This is a genomic window from Streptomyces sp. NPDC006309, from assembly GCF_040613095.1.
Classification (GTDB): Bacteria; Actinomycetota; Actinomycetes; order Streptomycetales; family Streptomycetaceae; genus Streptomyces.
The window spans coordinates 25,202-47,992 of record NZ_JBEXRO010000001.1 but is presented as its reverse complement, the minus strand read 5'-3'; the positions used below and the strand labels follow the sequence as shown (position 1 = coordinate 47,992).

Here is a 22,791-nt window from a genome sequence, read left to right as displayed (position 1 = left end):
CTTTCCAAGGAACGCATGAACAACGCAGTGAACGACGGGGTCTGGTCCGGCAGCTGGGTCGCCGAGCGGCTCGGGGTCGGACTCACGGGCGACGACGAGCTGCCGGCCCTCCTCGGGCTCGCCCTGCGCCGCAACCCCAAGCGGGCCCACCTGCTGGTCTCCAACGTCCTCGGCAAGCACGTCCCCCAGACGCCGTCCGTGGTCCACGGCCACGGGTTCCGGCTGGGCCGCCGGGTCGCGGAGCTGCTCGGGACGCAGACGGCCACCGCCGTCGTCCTCGGCTACGCGGAGACCGCGACCGGGCTGGGCCACGCGGTGGCCGACGGCCTCGGGACGGCGCCGTACCTGCACTCCACCCGCCGGCCGGTGGCCGGCGTCACCCGGGCCGGCGGCTTCGAGGAGTCGCACTCCCACGCCACGTCCCATCTGCTGCTTCCCGAGGACCCCGGGCTGCTGTCCGGCGACGGGCCGCTGGTTCTGGTCGACGACGAGTTCTCCACCGGGAACACGGTCCTGAACACCATCCGTGACCTGCACGGACGGTATCCGCGGCAGCGCTATGTCGTCGTCGCGCTGGTGGACATGCGCGCGCCCGAGGACACCGCACGGATGGAACGGTTCGCCGGTGAGATCGGGGCGCGGGTGGATCTCGTCGCCGCCGCGTCCGGGACCGTGCGGCTGCCGGAGGGGGTGCTGGAGAAGGGCCAGGAGCTGGTCGCGCGGTACACGTCCGCCGACGACGTCTGCCCGCACGCCCGGGAAGAGGCGCCCCGGCCGGGGCGGGCGGCCCGGGTCGACCTGTGCTGGCCCCCCGGCCTGCCCGACGGCGGCCGGCACGGCTTCACACCCGCCCACCGCGCCCGCCTCGACGCCGCGCTGCCCGCCATGGCCGCCCGCACCGCCGCGGCCCTCCCCGCCGGCGCCCGCCGCGTCCTCGTACTCGGCTCCGAGGAGCTGATGTACGCCCCGCTGCGGCTCGCCCGCGAGCTGGAACGGCTCCTGCCGGCCGACGTACGGTTCTCCACCACCACCCGCTCGCCCGTGCTCGCGGTCGACGACCCCGGCTACGCCATCCGCACCCGGCTGGTCTTCCCCGCCCACGACGACCCGGCCGACGGCCCCGGCGAGCGCTACGCCTACAACGTCGCCGGCGCCGGCTTCGACGCCGTCGTCGCCGTGGTCGACTCGGCCGGCGACACCCCCGCCCTGCACGCGCCCGACGGCCTCCTCGCCCGCCTCGCCGCGCACGTCCCGCACGTCCTGCTCGCGGTCGTCCCCTCGTACGTCCCACACGCACCCGAAAGGCCGGCCATGCTGCCCGAGCCCCTCCGCGGCCCCGCTTTCTCCTCGTACGCGCCCGAGGAGGTCGGCTGGCTGCTCCAGGACCTCTCCGACGTCACCCTGGAGGCGCCGACCGAGGAGCGCGAGGAGGCCATCCAGAGCGGCGGGGCGCACTACGCCGAGTCGCTGCCGGTGGAGTACCAGCCCAGCGAGCAGTACCAGCAGCTGTTCCACGCCGCCCTGGACGCCTCGGCCGCACGGATCGCCCGGGCGGCCGGCGCGGTGACGGAGCTGGTCCTGGCGGAGCGCTCGCCGCGCCCGGTGCTGGTCTCCCTCGCCCGCGCGGGCACTCCGGTCGGCATCCTCATGCGCCGCTGGGCGCGGTTCCGGCACGGCCTCGACGTGCCGCACTACGCCGTCTCCATCGTCCGGGGCCGGGGCATCGACGCCAACGCATTGCGCTGGCTCGCCGCCCACCACGACCCCCGGGACGTCGTCTTCGTGGACGGCTGGACCGGCAAGGGCGCCATCACCCGCGAACTCGCCCAGGCGGTGGAGGAGTTCGAGGCGAAGGAAGGCATCACGGGCTTCGACCCGGAGATCGCCGTCCTCGCCGATCCCGGCTCGTGCGTCCGCACCTACGGCACCCGCGAGGACTTCCTCATCCCCTCCGCCTGCCTCAACTCCACGGTGTCCGGCCTCATCTCCCGCACCGTCCTGCGCGCGGACCTGGTCGGCCCGGACGACTTCCACGGCGCCAAGTTCTACCGCGAACTCGCCGGCTCCGACCTCTCCGGGGCCTTCCTCGACGCCGTCTCCGCCCGCTTCCCGGAGGTCGCCGGCTCCGTCGGCGCGGCGGCCGGGGAACTGATGGCCGAGGACCGCTCGCCCACCTGGGCGGGCTGGCGGGCCGTGGAGCGCATCAGCGAGGAGTACGGCATCCACGACGTGAACCTCGTCAAGCCCGGCGTCGGCGAGACCACCCGGGTGCTGCTGCGCCGGGTGCCGTGGAAGATCCTCGCGCGCGCCGGCGCCGGCACCGACCTGGACCACGTCCGGCTGCTCGCCGGGCAGCGCGGGGTGCCGGTCGAGGAGGTCGACGGCCTGCCGTACACCTGCGTCGGGCTGATCCACCCCCAGTACACGCGCGGTGCCACGGGCGCCGACGGCCGGGCGGTGACCGCGTGATGCCGGTGCTGGTGGCGAGCGACCTCGACCGTACGCTGATCTACTCCGCCGCGGCCCTCGCGCTGACCATGCCGGACGCACGGGCGCCCCGGCTGCTGTGCGTGGAGGTGCACGAGGCACGGCCGCTGTCCTACCTGACGGAGACCGCGGCCCGGCTGCTGACCGACCTCGGTGACGCGGCCGTCTTCGTGCCGACGACGACCCGGACGCGCAAGCAGTACCAGCGCATCAACCTGCCCGGACCGCCGCCGAAGTACGCGATCTGCGCCAACGGCGGCCACCTCCTGGTCGACGGGGTCACCGACGCCGGCTGGCACACCGGCGTGCAGGCGCGGCTCGCCGACGAGTGCGCGCCGCTGGAGGAGATCCGCGAGCACCTGCTGAGGTCCGCCGACCCGGTCTGGGTGCGCCGGCAGCGGATCGCCGAGGACCTGTTCGCCTACCTCGTGGTCGAGCGCGAGCTGCTGCCCGAGGAGTGGGTGAAGGAGCTGGCGGTGTGGGCGGAGGACCGGGGCTGGACGGTCTCGCTCCAGGGCCGCAAGATCTACGCCGTGCCGAAGCCGCTCACCAAGAGCGCGGCCGTCCGCGAGGTCGCCCGCCGCACCGGCGCGGAGCTGACGCTGGCGGCGGGGGACTCGCTGCTCGACGCCGACCTGCTGCTGGCCGCCGACCGCGGCTGGCGCCCCGGCCACGGCGAGCTGGCCGACACCGCGTGGAACGCGCCGCACATCAGCGCGCTGCCCGAGCGGGGGGTGCTGGCGGGGGAGCGGATCCTGCGGGAGTTCCTGGAGGCGGCGCGGGCGGCGGGGGCGGCGGGTGCGGCGGGTGCGGCGGGTGCGGCGCGGGCTGGACTCGGGGCAACGGACGTTGGCCCACAGCCGTAGGCCCACGGTTGTGTGCCCACAGCCGTAGGCCCACGGTTGTGTGCCCACAGGCGTGGGCCAACGGGTGTTGGCCCACAGGCGTAGGTGCCCGGGAGACGGGCCACAGCCGTGGGCTCACGGATGTCGACCTACACCGACGGGTGTTGGCCTACCGACGTTGGCCCATCGGGGCTGGCCCATCGGCGTTGGCCATCGGTGTTGGCCCACGGACGTAGGCCAACGGTTGTTGGCCTACGTTTGTAGGCCAACAACCGTTGGCCAACACCCGTGGGCAACCGCCCCCGCTCAGCCGCAGCACCCTCCGCCGCAACACCCACCGCCACCGCCCCCGCCTCCGCCGGCCCGGGGTGCCGGGGTCGGGGTGGAGGTGCGGGAGACGCCGGCCACGGCCACCGTCGACAGCAGTTTGACCGTGTCGTCGTGGCCCGCGGGGCAGCTCGCGGGGGTGGCGGACTCCGCCATCGGGCGGTTCAGTTCGAACGTGTTGCCGCAGGTCCGGCAGCGGTACTCGTAGCGAGGCATGGGCCCAGGTTAGTCGTCGAGCGACCCTGGGGGGCATCTCAATGTTCTATGAGTGTTGCTTACTATCCGGCATATGTGCGGGGCATTCGAAAACGTTACTGATAATTTGTGAATGCCGTTGCGAGGATGCTCAGCTCACCCGCGCGAGCAAGACCTAGTGCGGAGGGAGACGCAGGCGTGACCGACGCGTCGCAGGGGGAGGGCGGCTCCATGGGGGATGGCCGGGGCGAGAAGCCACGGGAAGCCGACGAGACCCTGCATCTGAGAGTGGACGCCCTCAGGGCCGACGAGACCATGCAGTTGCGGGTCCCGCCGCCGCCCGAGCCGTCCGTCCCGGCCGGCGGCCGGGCGGAGCGGCGGCGCGGCGCGCGCGCCGCCGAGGGCACCCCGGCGGATGCTTCCGGCCGTTCTTCCGGCCGTTCTTCCGGCGGCCGTTCCTCCGGTGGTCGTTCCCCCGGTCTGACCTCCGGCCTCCCTTCCGGCCTCTCCGCCGCCCTCTCCGCCGCCCGCGAGCGCGCCGTCGCCGCCCTCGCTCCGCTGCTCGCGCTACTGGCGCCGTACGCGCACCGCCTGACCCCGTACGCGCGTCGTCTGAAGCCGCTCTACCCGCGCCGCGGCCGGACCGGCTGGCGGCGCTGGATACCCTCCTGGCGCCAGTCGCTCGGCGCCGTCCTGACCTCCTTCGGCCTGCTCGGCGCGTTCCTCGTGACCGCCTACGCGATGACGGACATACCGAGCAATCTCAACTCGTATGCGACACAGCAGGACAATGTGTACTTCTGGTCCGACGGTACGCCCATGGCCCGGACGGGCTGGGTGCAGCGGCAGGCGATGCCGCTGCGGGACATACCCCCGGACGTCCGCTGGGCGGTGCTCGCGGCGGAGAACGAGAGTTTCTACTCGGACCCGGGCATATCCGCCAAGGGCATCACCCGGGCGCTGTTCCGCACCCTGGGCGAGGGGGACACCGAGGGCGGGTCCACCATCACCCAGCAGTACGTCAAAAACGTTTATCTCACACAGAATCAGACGGTAAGCCGCAAATTCACCGAGGCGATGATCTCCCTCAAGCTCGACAACGCGATGAGCAAGGATGAGATCCTCGAGGGTTATCTCAATACCAGCTGGTTCGGCCGCGGCACCTACGGCATCCAGCGGGCGGCGCAGGCCTACTACGGCAAGGACGTCGGCAAGCTCAACGCCTCCCAGGCGGCCATGCTCGCCTCGCTGCTCAAGGGCGCCGGCCTGTACGACCCGACGCTGAGCAAGGCCAACCACGCGCGGGCGGTGGAGCGCTGGTCCTGGATCCTCGACCGCATGGTCAAGATCGGCAAGCTGTCGCCGGAGGAACGGGCCGGGTACACGAGGTTCCCCGAGCCGCTGAAGAGCAATCCGCTGTACGACACCGGTGAGCAGAGCGACTACCTGGTGGAGCTGGCGACGCAGTACGCCAAGAAGGCCGCGCATCTCACGGACAAGCAGTTCGACCTGGGCGGCTACCAGATCTACACGACGTTCGACCGCAAGCGGGAGAAGGCGCTGACCGACGCCGTCACCAAGGCCCGCAAGCAGGCGAAGCGGGACGACCCGAAGGTGGCGGCGGACGCGCACTACGGCGCCTCCTCGGTGGCCGCGGACGGGCGCATCCTGGCCGTCTACGGCGGCCCGGACCACCGTAAGCAGGGCTACAACGACTCCAACGCGACCACCGTCCCGGCCGGCACCGCGTTCACGCCGTTCGTCTACGCCGCCGGACTCGAACACGGGGTCCGCACGTCACGCGACGGGCCCGCCACGCCCGTCACCCCGGATTCCGTGTACGACGGCGACGACGGCGTGCCCGTCACCACCCCGGAGGGACCCTACTGGGACCGCAGCGGCAAGAAGGTCGCCGCGCACAACGACGGCGGGAGGTCGTACGGGCGGATCACGCTGCGCGAGGCGATGGCCCGGTCGGTGAACACCCCGTTCATGCAGCTCGGCATGGACGCCGGCCTGGCCACCGTACGCCGGACCGCCGAGGCGTCCGGGCTGCTGTCCTCCAGCATCGGTCCCCAGGTGCCCGCCCTGTCGCTGGGCAACTCCACGCCGAGTGCGATCCGGATGGCCAGCGGTTACGCCACGTTCGCGGCCGGCGGCACCCACACCGAGCCGTACTCGGTGCGCCGCGTCACCCGCAACGGCGCCCCGGTCGCCCTGACCGTCCCGCACGCCACCCGGGCGGTCGGCGCCAAGGTGGCCCAGGAGGTCACCGATGCGCTCACCGACTCCTTCCGCACCGCCCATCCGGAGGTGGCGGCCGGCCGGACCGGGGTGTCGGGCAAGGCCGGCTCCACCGAGAAGGACACCGCCGCCTGGTACGTCGGCACGGCCGATTCCGTGTCCACCGCGGCCGTCGTCTACCGGATCGACCTGGCCACATCCCTGGAACCGCTGCCGCTCCAGGGACTGGCCGGCACCTCCGACAACAGCGTCCCGTACGCCCTCTGGTCTGCCGCGACGGGCCTCGGCTGAGACCCGCCCACCTTCCCCTTCCCCAGAATGAGCCGCGCATGCCCCGCAAGATGTCGTCCTCAGGCCGCCGTCGCGCCCCCCGTCGCCGCGGTGCACCCCGCCCCACCCGGCCCCAGGTGCTGACCGCCCTGGCGGCGCTCCTCGTCGTGGCGTCGCTGGTGGCCGGTTTCCTGGTGCTGTCCCGCTCGGACAGCACCACGCCGACCGCCTCCGCGGACCGGAAGCCCGCGGCCGCCCCGAAAGCCACGCCGAGCCCGAGCTGGGACGGCAGGACCAGAATCCTCGGCGACGGCTCGACCTCGTACACGGGCCCGCAGAAGGGGCGGTTGAAGCCGGTGCCGCTCAAGCCGGGGGAGAAGCCGCCGCAGTTCGTGGTGTTCTCCTGGGACGGCGCGCTGGAGGGCAGCGACCACCTGTTCTCGCACTACCGGGAACTGGCCGAGCAGTACGACGCCCACATGACGTTCTTCCTCACCGGTATCTACCTGCTGCCCAAGAGCAAGAAGTCGCTCTACCACGGCCCCATGCACTCGCCCGGGGACGCCGCGATCGACTACGCCACCGACGACCACATCCGCACCACGCTGGAGCAGCTGGGCAAGGCGTACAAGGACGGCGACGAGATCGGCACGCACTTCAACGGTCACTTCTGCGGGGCCAAGGGCGGCGGTGACTGGAGCGTGCAGGAGTGGAAGAGCGAGATCGACCAGTTCTTCTCGTTCGTGGAGCACTGGAAGACCAACACCGGCTTCAAGGACGTACCCGCGCTGCCGTTCGACTTCAAGCAGGAGGTCACCGGCGGCCGGGCGCCCTGCCTGGAGGGCCAGAAGAACCTGCTGAAGGCCATCAAGAGCTACGGCTGGCGCTACGACGCCAGTTCGCCGGGCGACTTCCAGATATGGCCGTCGAAGAAGAACGGCATCTGGGACTTCCCGCTCCAGATGCTGCCGTACGAGAGCGGCAAGTACCAGGGCCTGTCGATGGACTTCAACTTCCTCTACAACCAGTCCGGCGGCGAGACCAAGGGCGACCCGGCCAAGTACCCCGAGTGGGAGCGGCAGACCGTCGACTCCTACATGGCCGGCTTCAACCGCGTGTACTACGGCAGCCGGGCGCCGCTGTTCATCGGCAACCACTTCGAGGACTGGAACGGCGGCATCTACATGCGGTCCATCGACCAGGTGGTCAGGAACGTCTGCACCAAGAAGGGCGTGAAGTGCGTGTCCTTCAAGGAACTGTCCGACTGGCTCGACGTACAGAAGCCGCAGACCCTGGCCGCCCTGCGCAGCCTCGACCCCGCCCAGTCGCCGGACTGGTCCGCGGTCGTCAAGTGACCGGCGTGTGCCGCCGGTTCCACTTGTGCAACCCCCTTCACAACCGCCGCACACGCCGTGCGAAGATGCCCCTCTCCCGGTAGGTGTACCGGCGTAGAGGGGAAACATCATTGAAATCAAGAAGACTGAGCCGTAAGCGGAGCCGCACGGCCATAGTCACCGCGGCCGCCGCCTCGGTGGTCGCCGGTGTGGCCCTGGTGCCCAACTGGAGCGCGGGTGCGGCGGTGACCGACGATCCGACCGTGGACGCGGCCACCAAGGCGACCTTCCAGCGGCTGGCCGACGCGGTCTTCACCGACCGCACGCAGGCGCTCGTGGAGGGCGCAGGCAAGGCCGGCACCCGGCACACGTCCGGCTTCTCGGGGTCGGTGCGCCTGTCCGGCGGGCAGACCCGCCAGCAGACGTCCGCGCTGGACGAGCTGCGTGACCGCCGCAGCCGGCTGGCCCGGCTGGGCGAGACGTACGGCGGGGGGAACACCAAGGTCACGCTGGACGCGACCCGGGTCACGGGCCGCCACGCGAAGGTCGCCGTCACCGAGAACACGACGCTGTCCTACGACAAGGCCACCACCAAGGGCCCGAAGTCCACCGGCTTCCAGGCGCACCACGAGCTGACCTTCACGGCCGACCGGCACGGGAACTGGCAGCTGACCGGCATCCGTGACACGGACGACGGCTATCTCGCGGTGAACCAGGTCGCCAAGCCGGCCGTCGCGAAGGTGAAGACCGCCGGTGAGGACGACGGCCCGCCCAGTGCGGCCCGCTCGGCCACCAGCTGGCCCGCGCCGGCCAACGCGAAGAACTTCTCCGCGTCCGGCTACGACTATCAGGCCATGGCGGCGTACGCGGCCAAGTACTGGAACACCTACAACCCGGCCTACCCGGACTTCAACGGGCAGGGGGCGGGCGGCGACTGCACCAACTTCGTCAGCCAGTCCCTGAAGGCGGGCGGCTGGAAGCACGTACCCGGCTACACGAACGACTTCCACAAGTGGTTCGGCAACTCCGACATCCAGTCGGACTCCTTCGTCGGGGTCAACGAGTTCTCCTGGTTCGCGCTGTCGTCCAAGCGGGTCACCAGCCTGGCCAACGTCTATCAGCTGGACGTCGGTGACGTGCTCCAGATGGACTTCAACCGGGACGGGTCGAAGGACCACTCCATGATCGTCACGTACCGGGACCGCCGGGGCGTGCCGTACGTGAGCTATCACTCGACCAACACCTACAACAGGTCGGTGGCCAGCCTCGTCGCCTCGTACCCGGGCGCGGCGTTCTACGCCTACCGCACCTGACCCCGCCGGGGGTCCTGCCGCTCCGGCCCGTCCCGCTGTTCCTGCGGGGAGGGGTCGGGGTGGCGGGCCCGCCAGTACGGGTTGTCGTACGGCAGGGCGTGCCCGACCCGGCCGTACATGCCGAACGTCATCAGCAGCAGGCCCACGATGAAGCTGAAGAACACGTTCTGGATCTTGAAGGCCAGGAAGTTGCTGCCGGTGTCCAGCAGGCCGAGGAACAGGAAGCCGTTCAGCAGGAACAGCACGCCGAGGACCATGTTCAGGGTCGAGGCGACGTTCCCGCCGATCACCATGCCGGCCAGCAGGATCGCGCCGATGCAGATCGACAGGACACTGAGCGAGCCGTTGGTGTTCAGCCCGACGACCCTGGCACCGCCGGTGTTGAAGTAGCCGATGTGGTCGATCAGGCCGAGGATGCCGAAGACGATCAGGAACGCGCCGATCAGGCCGGCGCCGAACCGGTAGACCCGGTTGAGGCGGTGATCGACGGGCAGGTGGTCGTCCAGCCGCATCTTCGGGCGCTCGTCGGCTTTCCTCGTGTGCACAGCGTGTGCGGCCATGTCCGGCTCCCTCGGGCGCTAGCGGAGGCCATCCGTCCACTTCAATATCCGCCCGCCCCGCCCCCCTCGGCAACACGGCGCGGCAGCTCAGTGCCCGGTGCCGCGCTCCTCGCGGATCCGCGACACCACCCGGGCAGCCGCCTGCCGCACCGCGTCCGTCTCGGTCAGGAAGTGCCAGTAGTCCGGGTGCCGCCCCTCCAGCGTGCCGATCGCCCGCTCCAGCCGGGCCACCGCGTCGTCCAGCGGCCGGGCGTCCCGCGGATCGGGGGTCGTCCGGCCCGTCATGGCCAGCCGCTGGGCGTCCCGGAGTGCGAACCGGGTCCGCTCGATCTCCTGATGCGGATCCTTCTGCACCGCGTTCAGCCTGGTCAGCCGGTCCCCGGCGGCCGAGACCGCGTCGTCCGTGGTGTTCAGCAGGGCCCGTACGGTCGACAGCAGCGCGGTCGCGTCCGGCCACCGCTGGGCGTCCCGCGCCTCCTGCGCCTCGCGGAGCTTGAGCTCGGCCTGCCGCACGTTCTCCGCGGCCTGTTCGGGCACGTGCTGGAGATCCTGCCAGCAGGTGGCGGCGAACCGGCGCCGCAGCTCGCTCAGCACCGGCTGCACCTGCCCGGCACGCGTGGTCAGCGCCTGCGCCCTGGTGCGCAGACTGACCAGCCGGTGGTCGATCTCGGCGGCCTTCTCCGGCAGCCGTCCGGCCTCCGCCCGGATCGCCCCGGCCTCCCGCTGCACCCGCTCGGCGCGCTCCAGCGTCGGCGCCACACCGTGCTGCCCGGCACCCTGGTTCAGCCGGGTCAGCTCGGGTGACAGGGCCGCCAGCCGCGCGGCCAGTTCGTCGGCGCGCAGCCCGTGCTGCCGTACGGCGTCCAGGGCGTTGCTCGCGGCCAGCAGTGACTGCCGGGCCCGCTCCACGGCCGGTGCCAGCCGGGCCAGAGCGGTCTCCGCGCTCCCCAGCAGCGGCTCCAGCGAGGCACCGAACCGCTCCAGGTCCTGGCGGACCCGCACCAGCTCGTCCCGGGCCGCGGTCAGCTCGGCCCGCGCCCGGGCGGCCGCGGCGGCCTCCAGGCCGTCGTGGTCCAGGTCATGGGCGTCGACGGCCTGGATGTACTGTCCGCTGGCCTCGTCGATCCGGCGCCCGAGCGCCTCGAAGTCGGACGCGGCGCGCCGGGCGGCGGGGGAGTCGTCCACCGCCGTGATGGTCTCGACCGAGATCCGCAGATCCCGCTGGGCGGTGTCGAGTTCGTAGAACGCGGCCGCCGCGGCGTCCTTGGCGGCCTGCGCGTCGGCCCGCTGGCTCTCCGCCCGCCCGCCGAACCAGCGGCGGGTGCCGCCGCCGGCGAACGCGGCGGGCAGCGCGAGCGCGGCCAGCACGGGCAGGCCCATCAGGGTGAGGGTGTCCCGCAGGGCGCCCCGCCGCGGGGCGGACCCGCGCCGGGCCCGTGCGGGGGGCGGCGGCGGCGGGTACGGCCGCGTCGCTGGCGTGCCCGGTGTCGCCGTCACATCCCTCTCCCGTGCTGTGGTCCGCGCTGGGTGGTGTCATTCTCCCACCCGTCGAAGACGAACACACGGGCCGGTCAGTTCGCCGTACGCACCGTGACTTCGCCGTCCTGTGCGTGCGCCGACACCCGGTGCGGGCTGCTGTCGTCGCGGGGCACGGACACGGACACCGTGCCGTCGTCGGCGCCGGCCGACACCCGGTACGCGCCCTCGGGCACGGTGACCGTCACCGAGCCGTCGTCGCTGTGGACGTCCACGAGGTCGGGCGCGGCGGACAGCCGGACGTCCACCGGGCCGTCCTGCGTGGCGGCCCGCACCCGGCGCGAGGAGACCTCCGCGCGCACGGAACCGTCGTCGGCCCGCAGGTCCAGCGGCCCGCTGGAGCCGGTGACGTGCACGGCGCCGTCGCTGACGCGGACGCTGAGCGGGTCCCGGAACCCGGAGGCCCGCACGGCCCCGTCCTCGTTCACCACGTGCACGCCGACCCCGCGGGGCACCTCGATCCGGTGCCGGGCCGAGCAGTCGGTGACGATCCCGGAGCAGTGCACGCGCAGGACGAGCCGGTCGCCGGTCATGGACCACCGCACCGTGGGACCGCTGCCGCCCACCACGGACCCGTCGAACCAGCGGATCACGGCGACGGTCCCGGCCCGCTGTCCGTCCGTGGCCTCGATCTCCAGGGCGGAGTCGTCGGAGTCGATCGTGAGGGTGCGGCCGTGCAGGGCGAAGGACCGGTGGTCCGGGTGTTCGTCGGCGGCGGCGGAGGCGCCGCAGGCGCCTACCCCCGCCAGGAGCGCGCCGGTGAGGACGGCCGCGCCGGCGGTACGGACGAGGACGGAACGGGCTATCGGATCTTCCCCCCTGAGCCGGCCCGCGGGACCGGGGGCCGGAGTACGTCGGTCTCCGGCGACTCTAGGCGGCGGCGGCCCGCCTGACGCTCCGGCGGACACCCGGACCCGGGGTGGGGACAACCCCCCGTCGCACGGCCCTCGCCCCGGGCGGCGGGACGAACGGTTTGCGGCGCGGCCCACCGGGCAATGTAGGCTGTCGGCCTGTCCCGGGTGCGTAGCTCAGGGGTAGAGCGCCTGCCTTACAAGCAGGATGTCGGCGGTTCGAAACCGTCCGCGCCCACCGACCGGCCCCCCGGAGAAGTCTCCGGGGGGCCGTCGTGCTCCAGCGGCGCCCCGCCCGCTACCTCCCGCCCTCCGCGGTCTCCTCGTGGACGTGCTTCAGCCGGGTGCGTGCCTCGACGCGGTCGGCCGCCGCGACCTCGGCCCAGAACCGGTGGGTGCTGACGAAGACCGCGAGTTCGTGCTCGCGGCGCCGCAGCTTCTCCACCTCGGCCTGCTCGTCGTCCGTCCAGCCGGGGGACGCGGGCCGCTCCAGCTTGCGCCAGCCGTTGTCGTCGCTGAAGCCGTCCATCGGCTCGACCGACCAGGGAAGCCGCCTGAGCAGGGCCGACAGCTCGGCCCGGACCTGATGCAGCTCCTCCTGGCCGGCGAGGAGGTCACTGGGGAAGTCATAGGTCGTAGCCACGCGCTAATGCTACGCCTGTTCGAATTCGCGAGGCGAGTCCGCGCGGCGGAAGCGGACGCTGTTCATCCGAACGGGTGACCGATGTCAGTGGCCGGCGCCGCGCAGCTCCCGCACCAGCCGCGCCGTCACCGGCACCGCCACGCCGTGCCGGCCGGCCGCGCGGAGCAACGCCCCGCCGACGGCGTCCAGTTCCAGCGGCCGGCCGGCCTCGGCGTCGCGCTGCATGGACGACCGGGCGCCCGGCGGGAAGGCGTCGTACCGGGCCATGGCCCCGGCCGGATCGGCCGGCCCGCCACAGGCCCGGCTGACCGCGGCGGTCTCGGCGACCAACGCCTCCAGCTCCTTGCGGTGATGGGTGCGGACCTCGCCGAGCGGGCGGCCGTACCGGGTGGTGAGCAGCGCGAACGGGGCGAGGAAGGTCATCTTGGCCCACAGGGCCGCCGTCTCGTCCCCGGCCACGCGGACGGTCGTACCGGCGGCACGCAGGTGCGCGGCGAGGGCGTCGAGACGGGCGCGGGGTACGGCGTCCCCGGCCAGGTCCAGCTCCGTGAACGGGCTGCCGTGTTCGATCACGCCCGGAGCGAGCCGGGTGGACTCCACCCGGATCACGGCGGGGGCGACCCGGTCGGGGCGGTAGCGGGCGCGGAGGAGCGCCGGGTGCTCGACGCCGTTCAGCAGCGGTACGACGAGCGCGTCACCGAGGGCGGCGGGCGGAACACGGGTGAGTGCCGCGTCGAGCGCGGTGTGCTTGACGGCGATCAGGCAGGCGTCCACCGGTCCGCGCAGCTCGGTGTCCGCCTCGACGGGGGCGGTGAACTCGCCGAACTGCGGGCTGCGGACCGTGATGCCGGTACGGCGCAGGGCGGCGGCCGTGTCGTCGCGGGCCACGCAGACGACGCGGTGGCCGGCGCGGGAGAGGAGGGCGGCGAGCAGGCCGCCGGTGCCGCCGGGGCCGAGTACGGCCACGGTGAACGGGTGCGTCATGGAGTTGTCCTTCCGACGGTCGGCCCCTGGGTCGGTGGCCGCCTTCGCGGGGATCATCGCAGGGTCGGCCGGGGCGCGCCAGACTGAGGGCATGTGCCGGAGCATCAAGACGCTGCGTCCGCCCGCGCTGCCGGGCGAGGCCACGGACGAGGACATGCGCGCCGCCGCGTTGCAGTACGTGCGGAAGGTGTCCGGGTTCCGGGCCCCCGCCGCGCACAACCGCGAGGTGTTCGACCGGGCGGTGGACGCCGTGGCCCGGGCCACGGCGGAGCTGCTCGACGGGCTGGAGGTCCGGGGCGCGGGCACCGCGCGGGCGGAACCGGACCGGGCGGCGCGGGAGTAGCCGGCCGGCCCCGGGCCCGGCGGAACGGCGGACCGGCGGTCCGGAGGCGGGCGGTCCGGTCGAGGGCGGTCCGGACGCGGGCGGTCCGGTTGAGGGCGGTCCGGTCGCGGGTGCGCCGTCCCGCAGTCTCGTCATGCCGTCATGCCGTCATGCCGTCATGCCGTCATCCCGCTCGTGCCGTCATGTCCTTACGCCCTCAATGCCGGTGCGCGGGCGGGACCTCGACCTCGTATGTTGAACTTGCAAGTACTGATTAGGTTCCCCTAACCTGGACTCTCGTTCGGTTCCGCCGCCCCCACGGCCGGCCCCACGTCCCCGGCCGGTCCGACCGACACCGAAGAGGAGAAGTCCCCCATGTCCGCACGTCTCGATTCCGCTCAGCCCTACGTCCTCGGGCTCTTCCGCGCAGTCATCGGCCTGCTCTTCGCCGTGCACGGCGCCGCCTCCCTGTTCGGCGTCCTCGGCGGCGCCGCGGGCACCGGCGGCACGGTCGATGCCGGCACCTGGCCCGGCTGGTACGCGGCCGTGATCCAGCTGGTCGCCGGCGGCCTGGTGCTGCTGGGCCTCGGCACCCGCGGGGCCGCGCTGGTCGCCTCCGGCTCGATGGCGTACGCCTACTTCGACGTCCACCAGCGGGTCGCCCTGTGGCCCATACAGAACGGCGGCGAGCCGTCGGTGCTGTTCTGCTGGGCGTTCCTGTTGCTGGTCTTCACCGGTTCCGGCGCCTTCGGCCTCGACCGGCTCCTCGCCCGGCGCACGGCGGCGGCCGGCGGGCCCGCCGCCGAACAGGCCCCGCTGGCGGCCTGATCAGCCACTGCGGAAACCCCGCGAAACCTCCTGTCACACCCCCGGCGTACGCTGTACGGCTGTCAACGGGGGAGTGTCGGGAGTCGTGGTGTTCGAAAGCGTGGGGTCGCTGGCGGCCGGTCCATGGATCTATGCCGTGGTGGCCCTGTCGGTGCTGTTCGACGTGTTCCTGCCGGTCCTGCCGAGCGGGGTGCTCGTCATCACGGCCGGCACGGCGGCGGCAGCGGGGTCGGGCGCGGCGGCGGGCGGGGTCCCGCACGAGGTGCCGGACATCCTGGCCCTGATCGCCTCCGCGGCGACCGCCTCGGTCGTCGGTGACCTGGTGGCCTACCGGCTGGCGTGGCGGGGCGGCGCCCGCCTGGACCGCGCGATAGCCCGCTCCCGGCGGCTGACCACCGCGCAGGAACGTCTCGGCGACGCCCTCGCCCGGGGCGGCGGCGCGCTGGTCGTCCTCGCCCGCTTCGCCCCCGCCGGCCGCTCGGTCGTCTCCTTCTGCGCGGGCGCCGCCCACCGCCGCGCCCGCGACTTCCTGCCGTGGTCGGCGCTGGCCGGCCTGTCCTGGGCCGCGTACAGCGTCGCCCTGGGCTACTACGGCGCCCAGTGGCTGGGCGCGACCTGGCTGGCCGCGGGTGTCTCCGTGGCGGCGCTGTTCGGGGCGGGCGCGGCGGCGGGCTTCCTGATGCGCCGCCGGCCGGCCGCCTGACGCGGCACGCCGTGCGGTGCCCGCCGAGGCGCGGGCACCGCACGACCGGCCCCGGCGGCCCGGCGGTCACCGGGTGCGCGGAGTTCAGCAGCCGGCGAGGTAGTTCGTCAGCGCGCTCTTCTCGGCGGTGTCGACCGAGAGGTTGTAGTAGTACTTCACCTGCACCCAGGCGCGGACGTACGTGCAGACGTACGCGGACCGGGACGGCACCCAGGTGGCCGGGTCCTGGTCGCCCTTGGCCTGGTTGACGTTGTCGGTGACGGCGATCAGCTGCGGCCGGGTCAGGTCGTTGGCGAAGCCCTGCCGCTGGGCGGTGGTCCACTTGCTCGCCCCGGAGTCCCAGGCCTCGGCGAGCGGGACGAGGTGGTCGATGTCCAGGTCCGAGGCGGCGGTCCAGGTGGCGCCGTCGTACGGGGAGTACCAGCTGCCGCTGGTGGCCGCGCAGGCGGAGTCGGTGACGACGTTCGTGCCGTCCCGCTTGAGGACCGTCTCGCGGGTGTTGCAGGTGCCGCTGATGGTGATCCAGAGCGGGAAGAGGTCGCGGCTGTAGCCGGTGCGGTTCTCGGTGGCCACGGTGAGCTGGGCGAGGTAGCCGCGGGCGGTGGCGGCGCTGACCGGCGTGGGGAGGGCGGCCGAGGCGCTCGGGGAGTTGACCAGGGCGGCGGAGGTCATCAGGCCGGTGAGGGCCGCGAGTATGCTCAGCCGTCGACGCGCGTAGAGTTTGGACATGGGGTAACTCCCTTGTGGGGTGCGGGCGTTGGGGTGCGGGCGAGGGAATGCTCGCGGGGCCGTGTTGCCGGGGGGTGAGCGCTCGGTAAGAAGCTAATGACGTGCGCATGACACGACAAGGTTCACGGCGGAACCTTCACATCCCGTACGATGGGTGGCGCAGAAGGGGAGTAGCTCTTCGCCGGACCGTCGACATACTGCTCAGCGAGCCTGAGCCGGCGCCCGGAGGCGGACCACCGATCCTCATCGATGTCCGCCAGCGAGACCTTCGGCAAGCAGTGCACGCCCGCGCCTCCCGGCGCGGGCGCCGTGTGCGCTGCCGTGCCGAGGTGTCAGCGCAAGACGTACCGCACTCTCGGCGGGGCAGCCCGACCGATTGAGGGACCTTGATCAGCATCACCGTGACGGCGCTCGTCTTCGGCGTCATCTTCCTCGCCGAACTGCCGGACAAGACCGCGCTCGCCGGCCTCGTCCTCGGCACCCGCTACCGCGCCTCGTACGTCTTCGCGGGCGTCGCCGCCGCCTTCCTGCTGCACGTCGTGCTCGCCGTCGCGGCCGGCAGCGTGCTGACCCTGCTGCCGCAGCAGATCGTGCACGCCCTCACCGGCGTCCTCTTCCTCGGCGGGGCCGCGGTGCTGCTGCTGAAGAAGGGTGAGGACGAGGAGGAGATCAGGAAGCCCGCCGACCAGTCCTTCTGGAAGGTCGCCGGCACCGGCTTCATGCTCATCCTGGTCGCCGAGTTCGGCGATCTCACCCAGATCATGACCGCCAACCTCGCCGCCCGCTACGACGACCCGCTCTCGGTCGGTCTCGGTGCCGTGCTGGGCCTGTGGGCCGTCGCCGGACTCGGCATCGTCGGCGGAAAGGCCCTGATGAAGCGCGTACCGCTGCGGCTGATCACGCAGATCGCGGCGGTGCTGATGCTCGCGCTCGGCGTGTGGAGCCTGTACGAGGCCGTGGCCGGCTGAGCTGAACGGCGGGTGAACGTCCGCCGGGGGTGGTGGCGGGATGCCCGGCAGATTTTGTACCGTGGAGAAACAAAGTGGCTCCCGCCCGTTTTCCCTGACCGGCGGGCGGGGCCGCCTTGTCCCTCCCGCCTTGTCCCTCCCGCCGTCCCCCCGACACGGGACCATTTTCCCGTTCCTGGAGCTGCCGATGCCGGCCACCGCCACGCCCACCGTCCTCACCGCGCGCGCCCTCCTGCTCGACATGGACGGCACCCTCGTCGACTCCCACGCCGTCGTCGAACGCATCTGGCGGCGCTGGGCCGAGCGGCACGGGCTGGACGGCGACGAGGTGATGAAGGTCGTGCACGGCCGGCAGGGACACGCCTCCATGGCCGTCCTGCTCCCCGACCGGCCCATGAAGCAGAACCTCGCCGACAACGCCCGCATGCTCGCCGAGGAGACCGCCGACACCGACGGCGTCACCGAGGTGCCCGGCGCGAGCACCTTCCTCGCCGCCCTGCGTAGGGTCCCGCACGCCCTGGTGACCTCCGCCGACGTCGCCCTCTCCACCGCCCGCATGAACGCCGCCGGGCTGCCGCTGCCCGCCGTCCGCGTCACCGCCGAATCCGTGAGCGCGAGCAAGCCCGACCCCGAGGGGTTCCTCAAGGGCGCCGCCGAACTGGGCGTCGACCCCGCCGACTGCGTCGTCTTCGAGGACTCCGGCGCGGGTATCGCGGCGGGGCGCGCCGCGGGGATGCGGGTGGTGGGGGTGGGTGCGCGTGCCGCGGTCCACGGGCCCGACGCCGTCGTCCGCGACCTTACGCAGGTGGCGGTGGAGGTTTCCGGCGACACGGTGCGGCTGCGCCTGGGCTGAGCGTTGTCGGGCGTGGTTCGGTCGGTGTTCGGGTTCGGGGTGGTCTGCCGGCGGCTCGCTGCACGCCGGTCGTTCGGGTGCGGGTCTGTGGGGGCTGGTCGCGCCGTTCCCCGCGCCCCTTGGGTGGGGGTGCTTGCCCGGTATGGGTGGGGTGGGCCGGTGCGGTGTTCGGGTGCGGGGTGTTGACGAGTGGAATCGGGGCGCCCCCCGAGCGGGGCTCCTGCCCCGGGGTGAAGCCGTCGGCTATGGCTGTGAGGTTTCCGATTCCAGGCTTGCTCGGGTTGCCGGGCCGTACTCGCCCGGGGTGTCGCCCTCGATGCCCCGGGCCAGCTGGTAGTTGCGTACGGCGTCCTCCACCGGGCGGGTGAAGACGCCGTTGATCTGGTCGCCGTAGAGGTTCAGCCGGCGCAGCCGCTGCTGGAGGTCCGTGACCTGCGGACCGGTGTCGCCGCGCCGCAGCACCGGTGCCGCGGCGAGCGTGGTGTGCGGGGTGCCGGAGACCGTCCCGGACGGGGTGGGGGAGGCGGAGGCGGACGCGCTGCCCGACGGCGTCGGGGTCGGGGACGGGGACGCCGAGCCCTGGGACGGGCTGGGGTCGGCCGATGCCGACGGGGACCGGGGCGGAGGCGGCGCCGGTGAGCGGGGCGCGGCCGGGGGTGCCGACGCCGGGGCGGGGCCCGGCGCGACGGCGTCCGGGATGCTCTGCCTGACCTCCGGGGCCGCCTGGTCCCGCGAGGGCTCATGGTAGGAGGACAGCGCGAAACCGGCCGCCGCGACGAGCGCGATCCCCGCACCCCCGGCCGCCAGCAGCACGGTACGGCGGGAGCGGCGCGGTGATCGGGGGCGCGGGCCGGACCCGGTCACCGGGTGGTCGGGCCGCGTGGACGTGCCGCTCTCCGCGGCTGGGTGGTCCGGCGGGTCGGACGCGGCGGTCCGCGCCGGCGGGTCCGGCGGCGCGGGTGTGCCGGGCGCCGCCGTCAGGTGCGGGGGGCCGGGCGCGTCCGGCGGCCCCGCGAGTGCCTCCGGTGGCCCGACCGGGGTCCCTGCCGGCTCAGCCGGCGGCCCCGCCGCCGCGCCCGGCCTCTCCGCGGGCAGCCCGGGCGTGCTCCCCGGCGCGTCCCGCATGCCCACGTACGGGCGTATCCGCAGGGGGTCGAAGTCCTCCGCCGCTGCCACCTCGGCCGTGCGTGTCTCGCGCAGTGCCTCCGCGGCGCGCTCGGTGCAGTCGCAGGACGGTGTGCGGTCCGGTGCCCGCGGCGTCCCGCAACCCGGGCACCTGGTGTCCTCTGCCCCCGTTTTCCCCGTCTTCCCCGTCACCCGTCCGGCCCTCCCCTCGGGAACTCCAGAGATTATGCGGGTCTTCTCGTCGTCCGCAGGACTCAACAGGCCATAAGTGGTGACACCGATCACGATGGGAGTGGCGCATCCGAGCCCCGGGAGGTCTCCATGGCCCTGGACACGCACGGCGCGGCCAAGGACGTGCACGGCGGCGAACACGTACCGGGCAGTGTGCTGGTGCCGATCGGCGCCCTGCTGCTCGGCCTGTTGCTGGCCGCGCTCGACCAGACCATCGTGTCGACCGCGCTGCCGACGATCGTCAGCGAACTCGGCGGTCTGGAGCACCTGTCCTGGGTCGTCACCGCCTATCTGCTGGCGTCGACCGCCGCGACCCCGCTGTGGGGCAAGCTCGGCGACCAGTACGGTCGCAAGCGGCTCTTCCAGACGGCCATCGTGATCTTCCTGATCGGCTCGGCGCTGTGCGGGGCCGCGCAGGACATGCCCCAGCTGATCGCCTTCCGGGCGCTCCAGGGCCTGGGCGGCGGCGGACTGATGGTGCTGTCCATGGCGATCGTCGGCGACATCGTGCCCCCGCGGGAGCGCGGTCGCTACCAGGGTCTGTTCGGTTCCGTCTTCGGCGCGACCAGTGTGCTCGGGCCGCTGCTCGGCGGCCTGTTCACCGAGCACCTGAGCTGGCGCTGGGTGTTCTACGTCAACCTGCCCGTCGGCGTCGTCGCGCTCGCCGTGATCGCCGTCGCCCTGCACATCCCGCACCGGGCCGCCCGCCACGTCATCGACTACCCGGGCACGTTCCTGATCGCGGCCGTCGCCACCTGCCTGGTCCTGGTCGCCTCCCTCGGCGGCACCACCTGGGCCTGGGGCTCGGCGCGGATCATCGGGCTGGCGGTGCTGGGCGTCCTGCTGGCCGTGGCGTTCGTCGCCGTGGAACGCCGGGCCGCCGAACCGGTCCTGCCGCTCGGCCTGTTCCGCGTCCGCACCTTCACCCTGTCCGCCGTGATCAGCTTCATCGTCGGTTTCGCCATGTTCGGCGCGATGACCTACCTGCCGACGTTCCTCCAGGTCGTGCACGGCGTCTCGCCGACCCTGTCCGGCGTGCACATGCTGCCGATGGTGATCGGCCTGCTGCTGTCGTCCACGGTCTCCGGGCAGATCGTCAGCCGCACCGGCCGCTGGAAGGTCTTCCCGGTCGCCGGCACCGCCGTCACCACCATCGGCCTGCTCCTGCTGCACCGGCTCGACGAACGCAGCGGGACCGCCGGGATGAGCGTCAGCCTGTTCGTCTTCGGCCTCGGCCTCGGTCTGGTCATGCAGGTCCTCGTGCTCATCGTGCAGAACGCCGTCTCCTACGAGGATCTGGGCGTCGCCACCTCCGGCGTCACCTTCTTCCGCTCCATCGGCGCCGCCTTCGGCGTGGCCATCTTCGGCTCGATCTTCGCCGGCCGCCTCGGCGACAAGCTCGCCGGGGCCTTCCGGGGGCTGCGCCTGCCGCCCGGCGCGACCCCCGACGCGCTCAAGGCCGACCCGCGGGGCATCGCCGCCCTGCCGTCCGCGCTGCGCCCGGCGGCCCTGCACGCGTACGCGTCCGCCATCACCGACGTCTTCCTGTACGCCGCGCCCGTCGCCGCCCTCGGTTTCCTGCTGGCCTGGTTCCTGAAGGAGGACCCGCTGCGCGGCTCGGTCACCGCACCGGACATCTCGGAGACGATCCCGCCCAACCCGGTCGAGCGTTCCTCCTACGACGAGGTGTGCCGGGCCCTGTCCGTGCTCGGCACCCGCGAGGGCCGCCGGGAGATCTACCGGGACATCACCGGACGGGCCGGGTACGACCTGCTGCCCGCCGCCAGCTGGCTGCTGTTGCGCATCCGCCGGTACGGCTCCGTGGAGCCGGCCGTGCTCGCCGAGCGCAGCCCCGTCCCGCTCGCGGCGGTCATGGCCGCCGCCCGCCAGGTCGAGGAGCGCCGGCTCGCCGAGCGCCGGGGCCTGGAGCTGGTGCTGACCGGCACGGGCCGCGAGGCCGCCGAACGGCTCACCGGGGCCCGCGAGGAGACCCTGGGCGAGCTGCTCGGCGACTGGTGGCAGCCGGGCCGTTCCACCGATCTGACACAGCTGGTCCGGGAGCTGACCGGCGAGCTGTGCGGCGCCGAACGCGAACGCCCGCACGACGGCACGGTCACGAGGGCCGGGGCCCGCTGAGGGACTCGGCCGGGCCCAGTTCCCTGCGGAACCAGTGCTCGGCGTACGGCTCGTCGTTGTGCGGGCCGGTCTCGGTGTAGCCGAGCCGGGCGTACAGGGCGCGGGCCTCGACCAGGTCGCCGCGGGTGTCGAGGACGATCCGCCGGGCACCGAGGGCGCGGGCCGCATCCTCGGCGGCGGTGACGAGCAGTGCGGCCCCGCCCCGGCCGCGCGCCCCCTCCCGAACGAAGACCCGGGTCAGTTCGGCCGTGTCCGCGTCCAGCAGCCGTACGCCCGCCGTACCGGCCGGTGTGCCCGCGTACCGCCCGACGAGCAGCCGCCCCGTCGGCGGGGCGAGTTCGGCGCCCGGGCGGGCCGCGATCTCGCGCTCCAGCTCGTCCGGGTCGGTGCGGTGCCCCTCGTGCAGCAGGTACCAGCGGTCGCTGACCTCCGTGTAGTACGCCCGCCACAGGGCGGCGGCGGCCGGGGAGTCGTAGGGCTCCGGAGCGATCGTCCACGTCATGCCGGCCATTGTCGGCAGGGATCCGTCACCCTCGGCAACTGGATATGCGCGACGGTGTACGGAGGCCGTTTGTGGCCCGGGTTCCGGGTCACACGAAGGATGAACCGGCCAGCGGGGCCGGTCGATCGAAAGGCAACCATGTCCACAGGCATGATCATCGCTTTGGTCGTGATCGTGGCGGTCGTGGTCGTCGGGGCGCTGGCCCTGATCGCGCGCGGCCGCGGACGGCACGGCGGGTCCAGCCTCAAGCGGCGCTTCGGCCCCGAGTACGAGCGGACCGTGGCCCTGCACGACGGGGACCACAAGGCAGCCGAACGGGAGCTGACCGGGCGCCTCGAACGCCACGGCGCGCTGCGGGAACTGCCGCTGGAACCCGCCGAGCGGCAGCGCTGGGTGGAGCGCTGGACGGCCGTCCAGGAGCGTTTCGTCGACTCCCCGCACGAGGCGGTGGCCGACGCCGACCGGCTGCTCGCGGAACTCGCCGCGATGCGTGGCTACCCCTCCGGTGAGCGGTACGAGGAGCAGCTCGACGCGCTGTCCGTGCACCACACCGAGCACGTCGACGGCTACCGCCGGGTGCACCTGGCCGCCCGCACCGGCACCGGCACGGCCGAGTCCGGCGCCGGGACCGAGGAACTGCGGTCGGCGCTGCTGGGTGCCCGCGCCCTCTTCGACGACCTGACGAGCACGGAACCGGGCCGGCACCGCGCCTCCGCCGGCACCGACCGGCCCGGGGCGACCGGCACCCACGCCCGGTCCCACACCCCGGTGCTCCACCGGAGCCGACCCGAGGAGAGCTGAACAG

21 protein-coding genes and 1 tRNA gene are annotated in these 22,791 nt (G+C 73.1%); 13 read left to right on the top strand and 9 right to left on the bottom strand.

From position 1 onward, the window contains the following. The first annotated feature begins 15 nt into the window (after positions 1 to 15). Both ABZ117_RS00220 and ABZ117_RS00215 read left to right on the top strand, forming a co-directional pair. Entirely contained in the window at positions 16 to 2,469 is a 2,454-nt protein-coding gene (locus tag ABZ117_RS00220) for a phosphoribosyltransferase (RefSeq protein WP_356816101.1), read from the top strand. Further along, positions 2,469 to 3,353, top strand: a complete 885-nt coding sequence (locus ABZ117_RS00215) for an HAD family hydrolase (protein WP_356816100.1) — start codon at positions 2,469 to 2,471, stop codon at positions 3,351 to 3,353. The genes ABZ117_RS00220 and ABZ117_RS00215 overlap by 1 nt, the downstream gene beginning before the upstream one ends. A gap of 285 nt (positions 3,354 to 3,638) precedes the next feature. On the opposite strand, the gene ABZ117_RS00210 is transcribed toward ABZ117_RS00215, so the two are convergent. After that, positions 3,639 to 3,875, bottom strand: coding sequence for a zinc ribbon domain-containing protein (locus ABZ117_RS00210; protein WP_356816099.1), 237 nt, complete (start codon positions 3,873 to 3,875; stop codon positions 3,639 to 3,641). A 177-nt stretch (positions 3,876 to 4,052) separates the two neighbouring features. Between ABZ117_RS00210 and ABZ117_RS00205 the strand changes: the two genes are divergently transcribed. The 3 genes from ABZ117_RS00205 (at position 4,053) to ABZ117_RS00195 (ending at position 9,015) form a co-directional block, all read left to right on the top strand. Further along, positions 4,053 to 6,389, top strand: a complete 2,337-nt coding sequence (locus tag ABZ117_RS00205) for a transglycosylase domain-containing protein (protein ID WP_356816098.1) — start codon at positions 4,053 to 4,055, stop codon at positions 6,387 to 6,389. A 38-nt stretch (positions 6,390 to 6,427) separates the two neighbouring features. Beyond that, complete coding sequence (locus ABZ117_RS00200; RefSeq protein ID WP_356816097.1) at positions 6,428 to 7,723, top strand: hypothetical protein; 1,296 nt, start codon at positions 6,428 to 6,430, stop codon at positions 7,721 to 7,723. Between the two features lie 188 nt (positions 7,724 to 7,911). Further along, positions 7,912 to 9,015, top strand: a complete 1,104-nt coding sequence (locus ABZ117_RS00195; protein ID WP_356816612.1) for an amidase domain-containing protein — start codon at positions 7,912 to 7,914, stop codon at positions 9,013 to 9,015. Here ABZ117_RS00195 and ABZ117_RS00190 read toward each other — a convergent pair. The 3 genes from ABZ117_RS00190 to ABZ117_RS00180 all read right to left on the bottom strand — a co-directional run bounded on the left by ABZ117_RS00190 (position 9,003) and on the right by ABZ117_RS00180 (position 11,917). Beyond that, positions 9,003 to 9,575 (bottom strand): DUF4383 domain-containing protein, encoded by a 573-nt coding sequence (locus tag ABZ117_RS00190; protein ID WP_356816096.1) that lies wholly within the window; start codon positions 9,573 to 9,575, stop codon positions 9,003 to 9,005. The genes ABZ117_RS00195 and ABZ117_RS00190 overlap by 13 nt on opposite strands. A gap of 87 nt (positions 9,576 to 9,662) precedes the next feature. Further along, complete coding sequence (locus ABZ117_RS00185; RefSeq protein ID WP_356816095.1) at positions 9,663 to 10,955, bottom strand: hypothetical protein; 1,293 nt, start codon at positions 10,953 to 10,955, stop codon at positions 9,663 to 9,665. A 191-nt stretch (positions 10,956 to 11,146) separates the two neighbouring features. Beyond that, positions 11,147 to 11,917, bottom strand: coding sequence for a DUF4097 family beta strand repeat-containing protein (locus ABZ117_RS00180; protein ID WP_356816611.1), 771 nt, complete (start codon positions 11,915 to 11,917; stop codon positions 11,147 to 11,149). A 211-nt stretch (positions 11,918 to 12,128) separates the two neighbouring features. On the opposite strand from ABZ117_RS00180, the gene ABZ117_RS00175 reads away from it, so the two are divergent. Next, positions 12,129 to 12,200 (top strand) — tRNA-Val (locus tag ABZ117_RS00175). Positions 12,201 to 12,260: 60 nt separating this feature from the next. Here ABZ117_RS00175 and ABZ117_RS00170 read toward each other — a convergent pair. Both ABZ117_RS00170 and ABZ117_RS00165 read right to left on the bottom strand, forming a co-directional pair. Next, on the bottom strand, positions 12,261 to 12,605 hold the full coding sequence (locus ABZ117_RS00170; protein WP_356816094.1) for a hypothetical protein: 345 nt from the start codon (positions 12,603 to 12,605) through the stop codon (positions 12,261 to 12,263). Between the two features lie 84 nt (positions 12,606 to 12,689). Further along, entirely contained in the window at positions 12,690 to 13,589 is a 900-nt protein-coding gene (locus ABZ117_RS00165) for a 2-dehydropantoate 2-reductase (RefSeq protein ID WP_356816093.1), read from the bottom strand. Positions 13,590 to 13,680: 91 nt separating this feature from the next. Here ABZ117_RS00165 and ABZ117_RS00160 point away from each other — a divergent pair, with 91 nt between their 5' ends. From ABZ117_RS00160 to ABZ117_RS00150, 3 genes are all read left to right on the top strand, one after another. Further along, complete coding sequence (locus tag ABZ117_RS00160) at positions 13,681 to 13,932, top strand: DUF2277 domain-containing protein (protein ID WP_356816092.1); 252 nt, start codon at positions 13,681 to 13,683, stop codon at positions 13,930 to 13,932. A 354-nt stretch (positions 13,933 to 14,286) separates the two neighbouring features. Beyond that, the gene (locus ABZ117_RS00155) at positions 14,287 to 14,739 is read left to right on the top strand and encodes a DoxX family protein (RefSeq protein ID WP_356816091.1); all 453 of its coding nucleotides are present in this window, start codon (positions 14,287 to 14,289) and stop codon (positions 14,737 to 14,739) included. An 88-nt stretch (positions 14,740 to 14,827) separates the two neighbouring features. Then, on the top strand, positions 14,828 to 15,442 hold the full coding sequence (locus ABZ117_RS00150) for a VTT domain-containing protein (RefSeq protein WP_356816610.1): 615 nt from the start codon (positions 14,828 to 14,830) through the stop codon (positions 15,440 to 15,442). 84 nt (positions 15,443 to 15,526) lie between these two features. Here ABZ117_RS00150 and ABZ117_RS00145 read toward each other — a convergent pair whose 3' ends face one another. Continuing rightward, complete coding sequence (locus ABZ117_RS00145) at positions 15,527 to 16,171, bottom strand: HNH endonuclease family protein (RefSeq protein ID WP_356816090.1); 645 nt, start codon at positions 16,169 to 16,171, stop codon at positions 15,527 to 15,529. Positions 16,172 to 16,557: 386 nt separating this feature from the next. Here ABZ117_RS00145 and ABZ117_RS00140 point away from each other — a divergent pair, with 386 nt between their 5' ends. Together ABZ117_RS00140 and ABZ117_RS00135 are read left to right on the top strand one after the other, a co-directional pair. Next, positions 16,558 to 17,139 carry a TMEM165/GDT1 family protein gene (locus tag ABZ117_RS00140; RefSeq protein ID WP_356816089.1) on the top strand — a complete coding sequence of 194 codons (582 nt, stop codon included), beginning with the start codon at positions 16,558 to 16,560 and terminating at the stop codon, positions 17,137 to 17,139. Positions 17,140 to 17,326: 187 nt separating this feature from the next. Then, positions 17,327 to 17,992, top strand: a complete 666-nt coding sequence (locus tag ABZ117_RS00135; protein ID WP_356816088.1) for an HAD-IA family hydrolase — start codon at positions 17,327 to 17,329, stop codon at positions 17,990 to 17,992. A gap of 243 nt (positions 17,993 to 18,235) precedes the next feature. On the opposite strand, the gene ABZ117_RS00130 is transcribed toward ABZ117_RS00135, so the two are convergent. Beyond that, positions 18,236 to 19,168: a peptidoglycan-binding domain-containing protein gene (locus ABZ117_RS00130; protein ID WP_356816087.1), complete on the bottom strand. Its 933-nt coding sequence runs from the start codon at positions 19,166 to 19,168 to the stop codon at positions 18,236 to 18,238. 270 nt (positions 19,169 to 19,438) lie between these two features. Here ABZ117_RS00130 and ABZ117_RS00125 point away from each other — a divergent pair, with 270 nt between their 5' ends. Continuing rightward, complete coding sequence (locus tag ABZ117_RS00125) at positions 19,439 to 21,484, top strand: MDR family MFS transporter (protein ID WP_356816086.1); 2,046 nt, start codon at positions 19,439 to 19,441, stop codon at positions 21,482 to 21,484. Here the strand turns inward: ABZ117_RS00125 and ABZ117_RS00120 are convergent. Then, positions 21,462 to 21,995 (bottom strand): GNAT family N-acetyltransferase, encoded by a 534-nt coding sequence (locus tag ABZ117_RS00120; protein WP_356816085.1) that lies wholly within the window; start codon positions 21,993 to 21,995, stop codon positions 21,462 to 21,464. The two genes, ABZ117_RS00125 and ABZ117_RS00120, sit on opposite strands and share 23 nt — an antisense overlap. Positions 21,996 to 22,124: 129 nt before the next feature. Here ABZ117_RS00120 and ABZ117_RS00115 point away from each other — a divergent pair, with 129 nt between their 5' ends. Continuing rightward, the gene (locus ABZ117_RS00115) at positions 22,125 to 22,787 is read left to right on the top strand and encodes a hypothetical protein (protein ID WP_356816084.1); all 663 of its coding nucleotides are present in this window, start codon (positions 22,125 to 22,127) and stop codon (positions 22,785 to 22,787) included. Positions 22,788 to 22,791 lie beyond the last annotated feature (4 nt).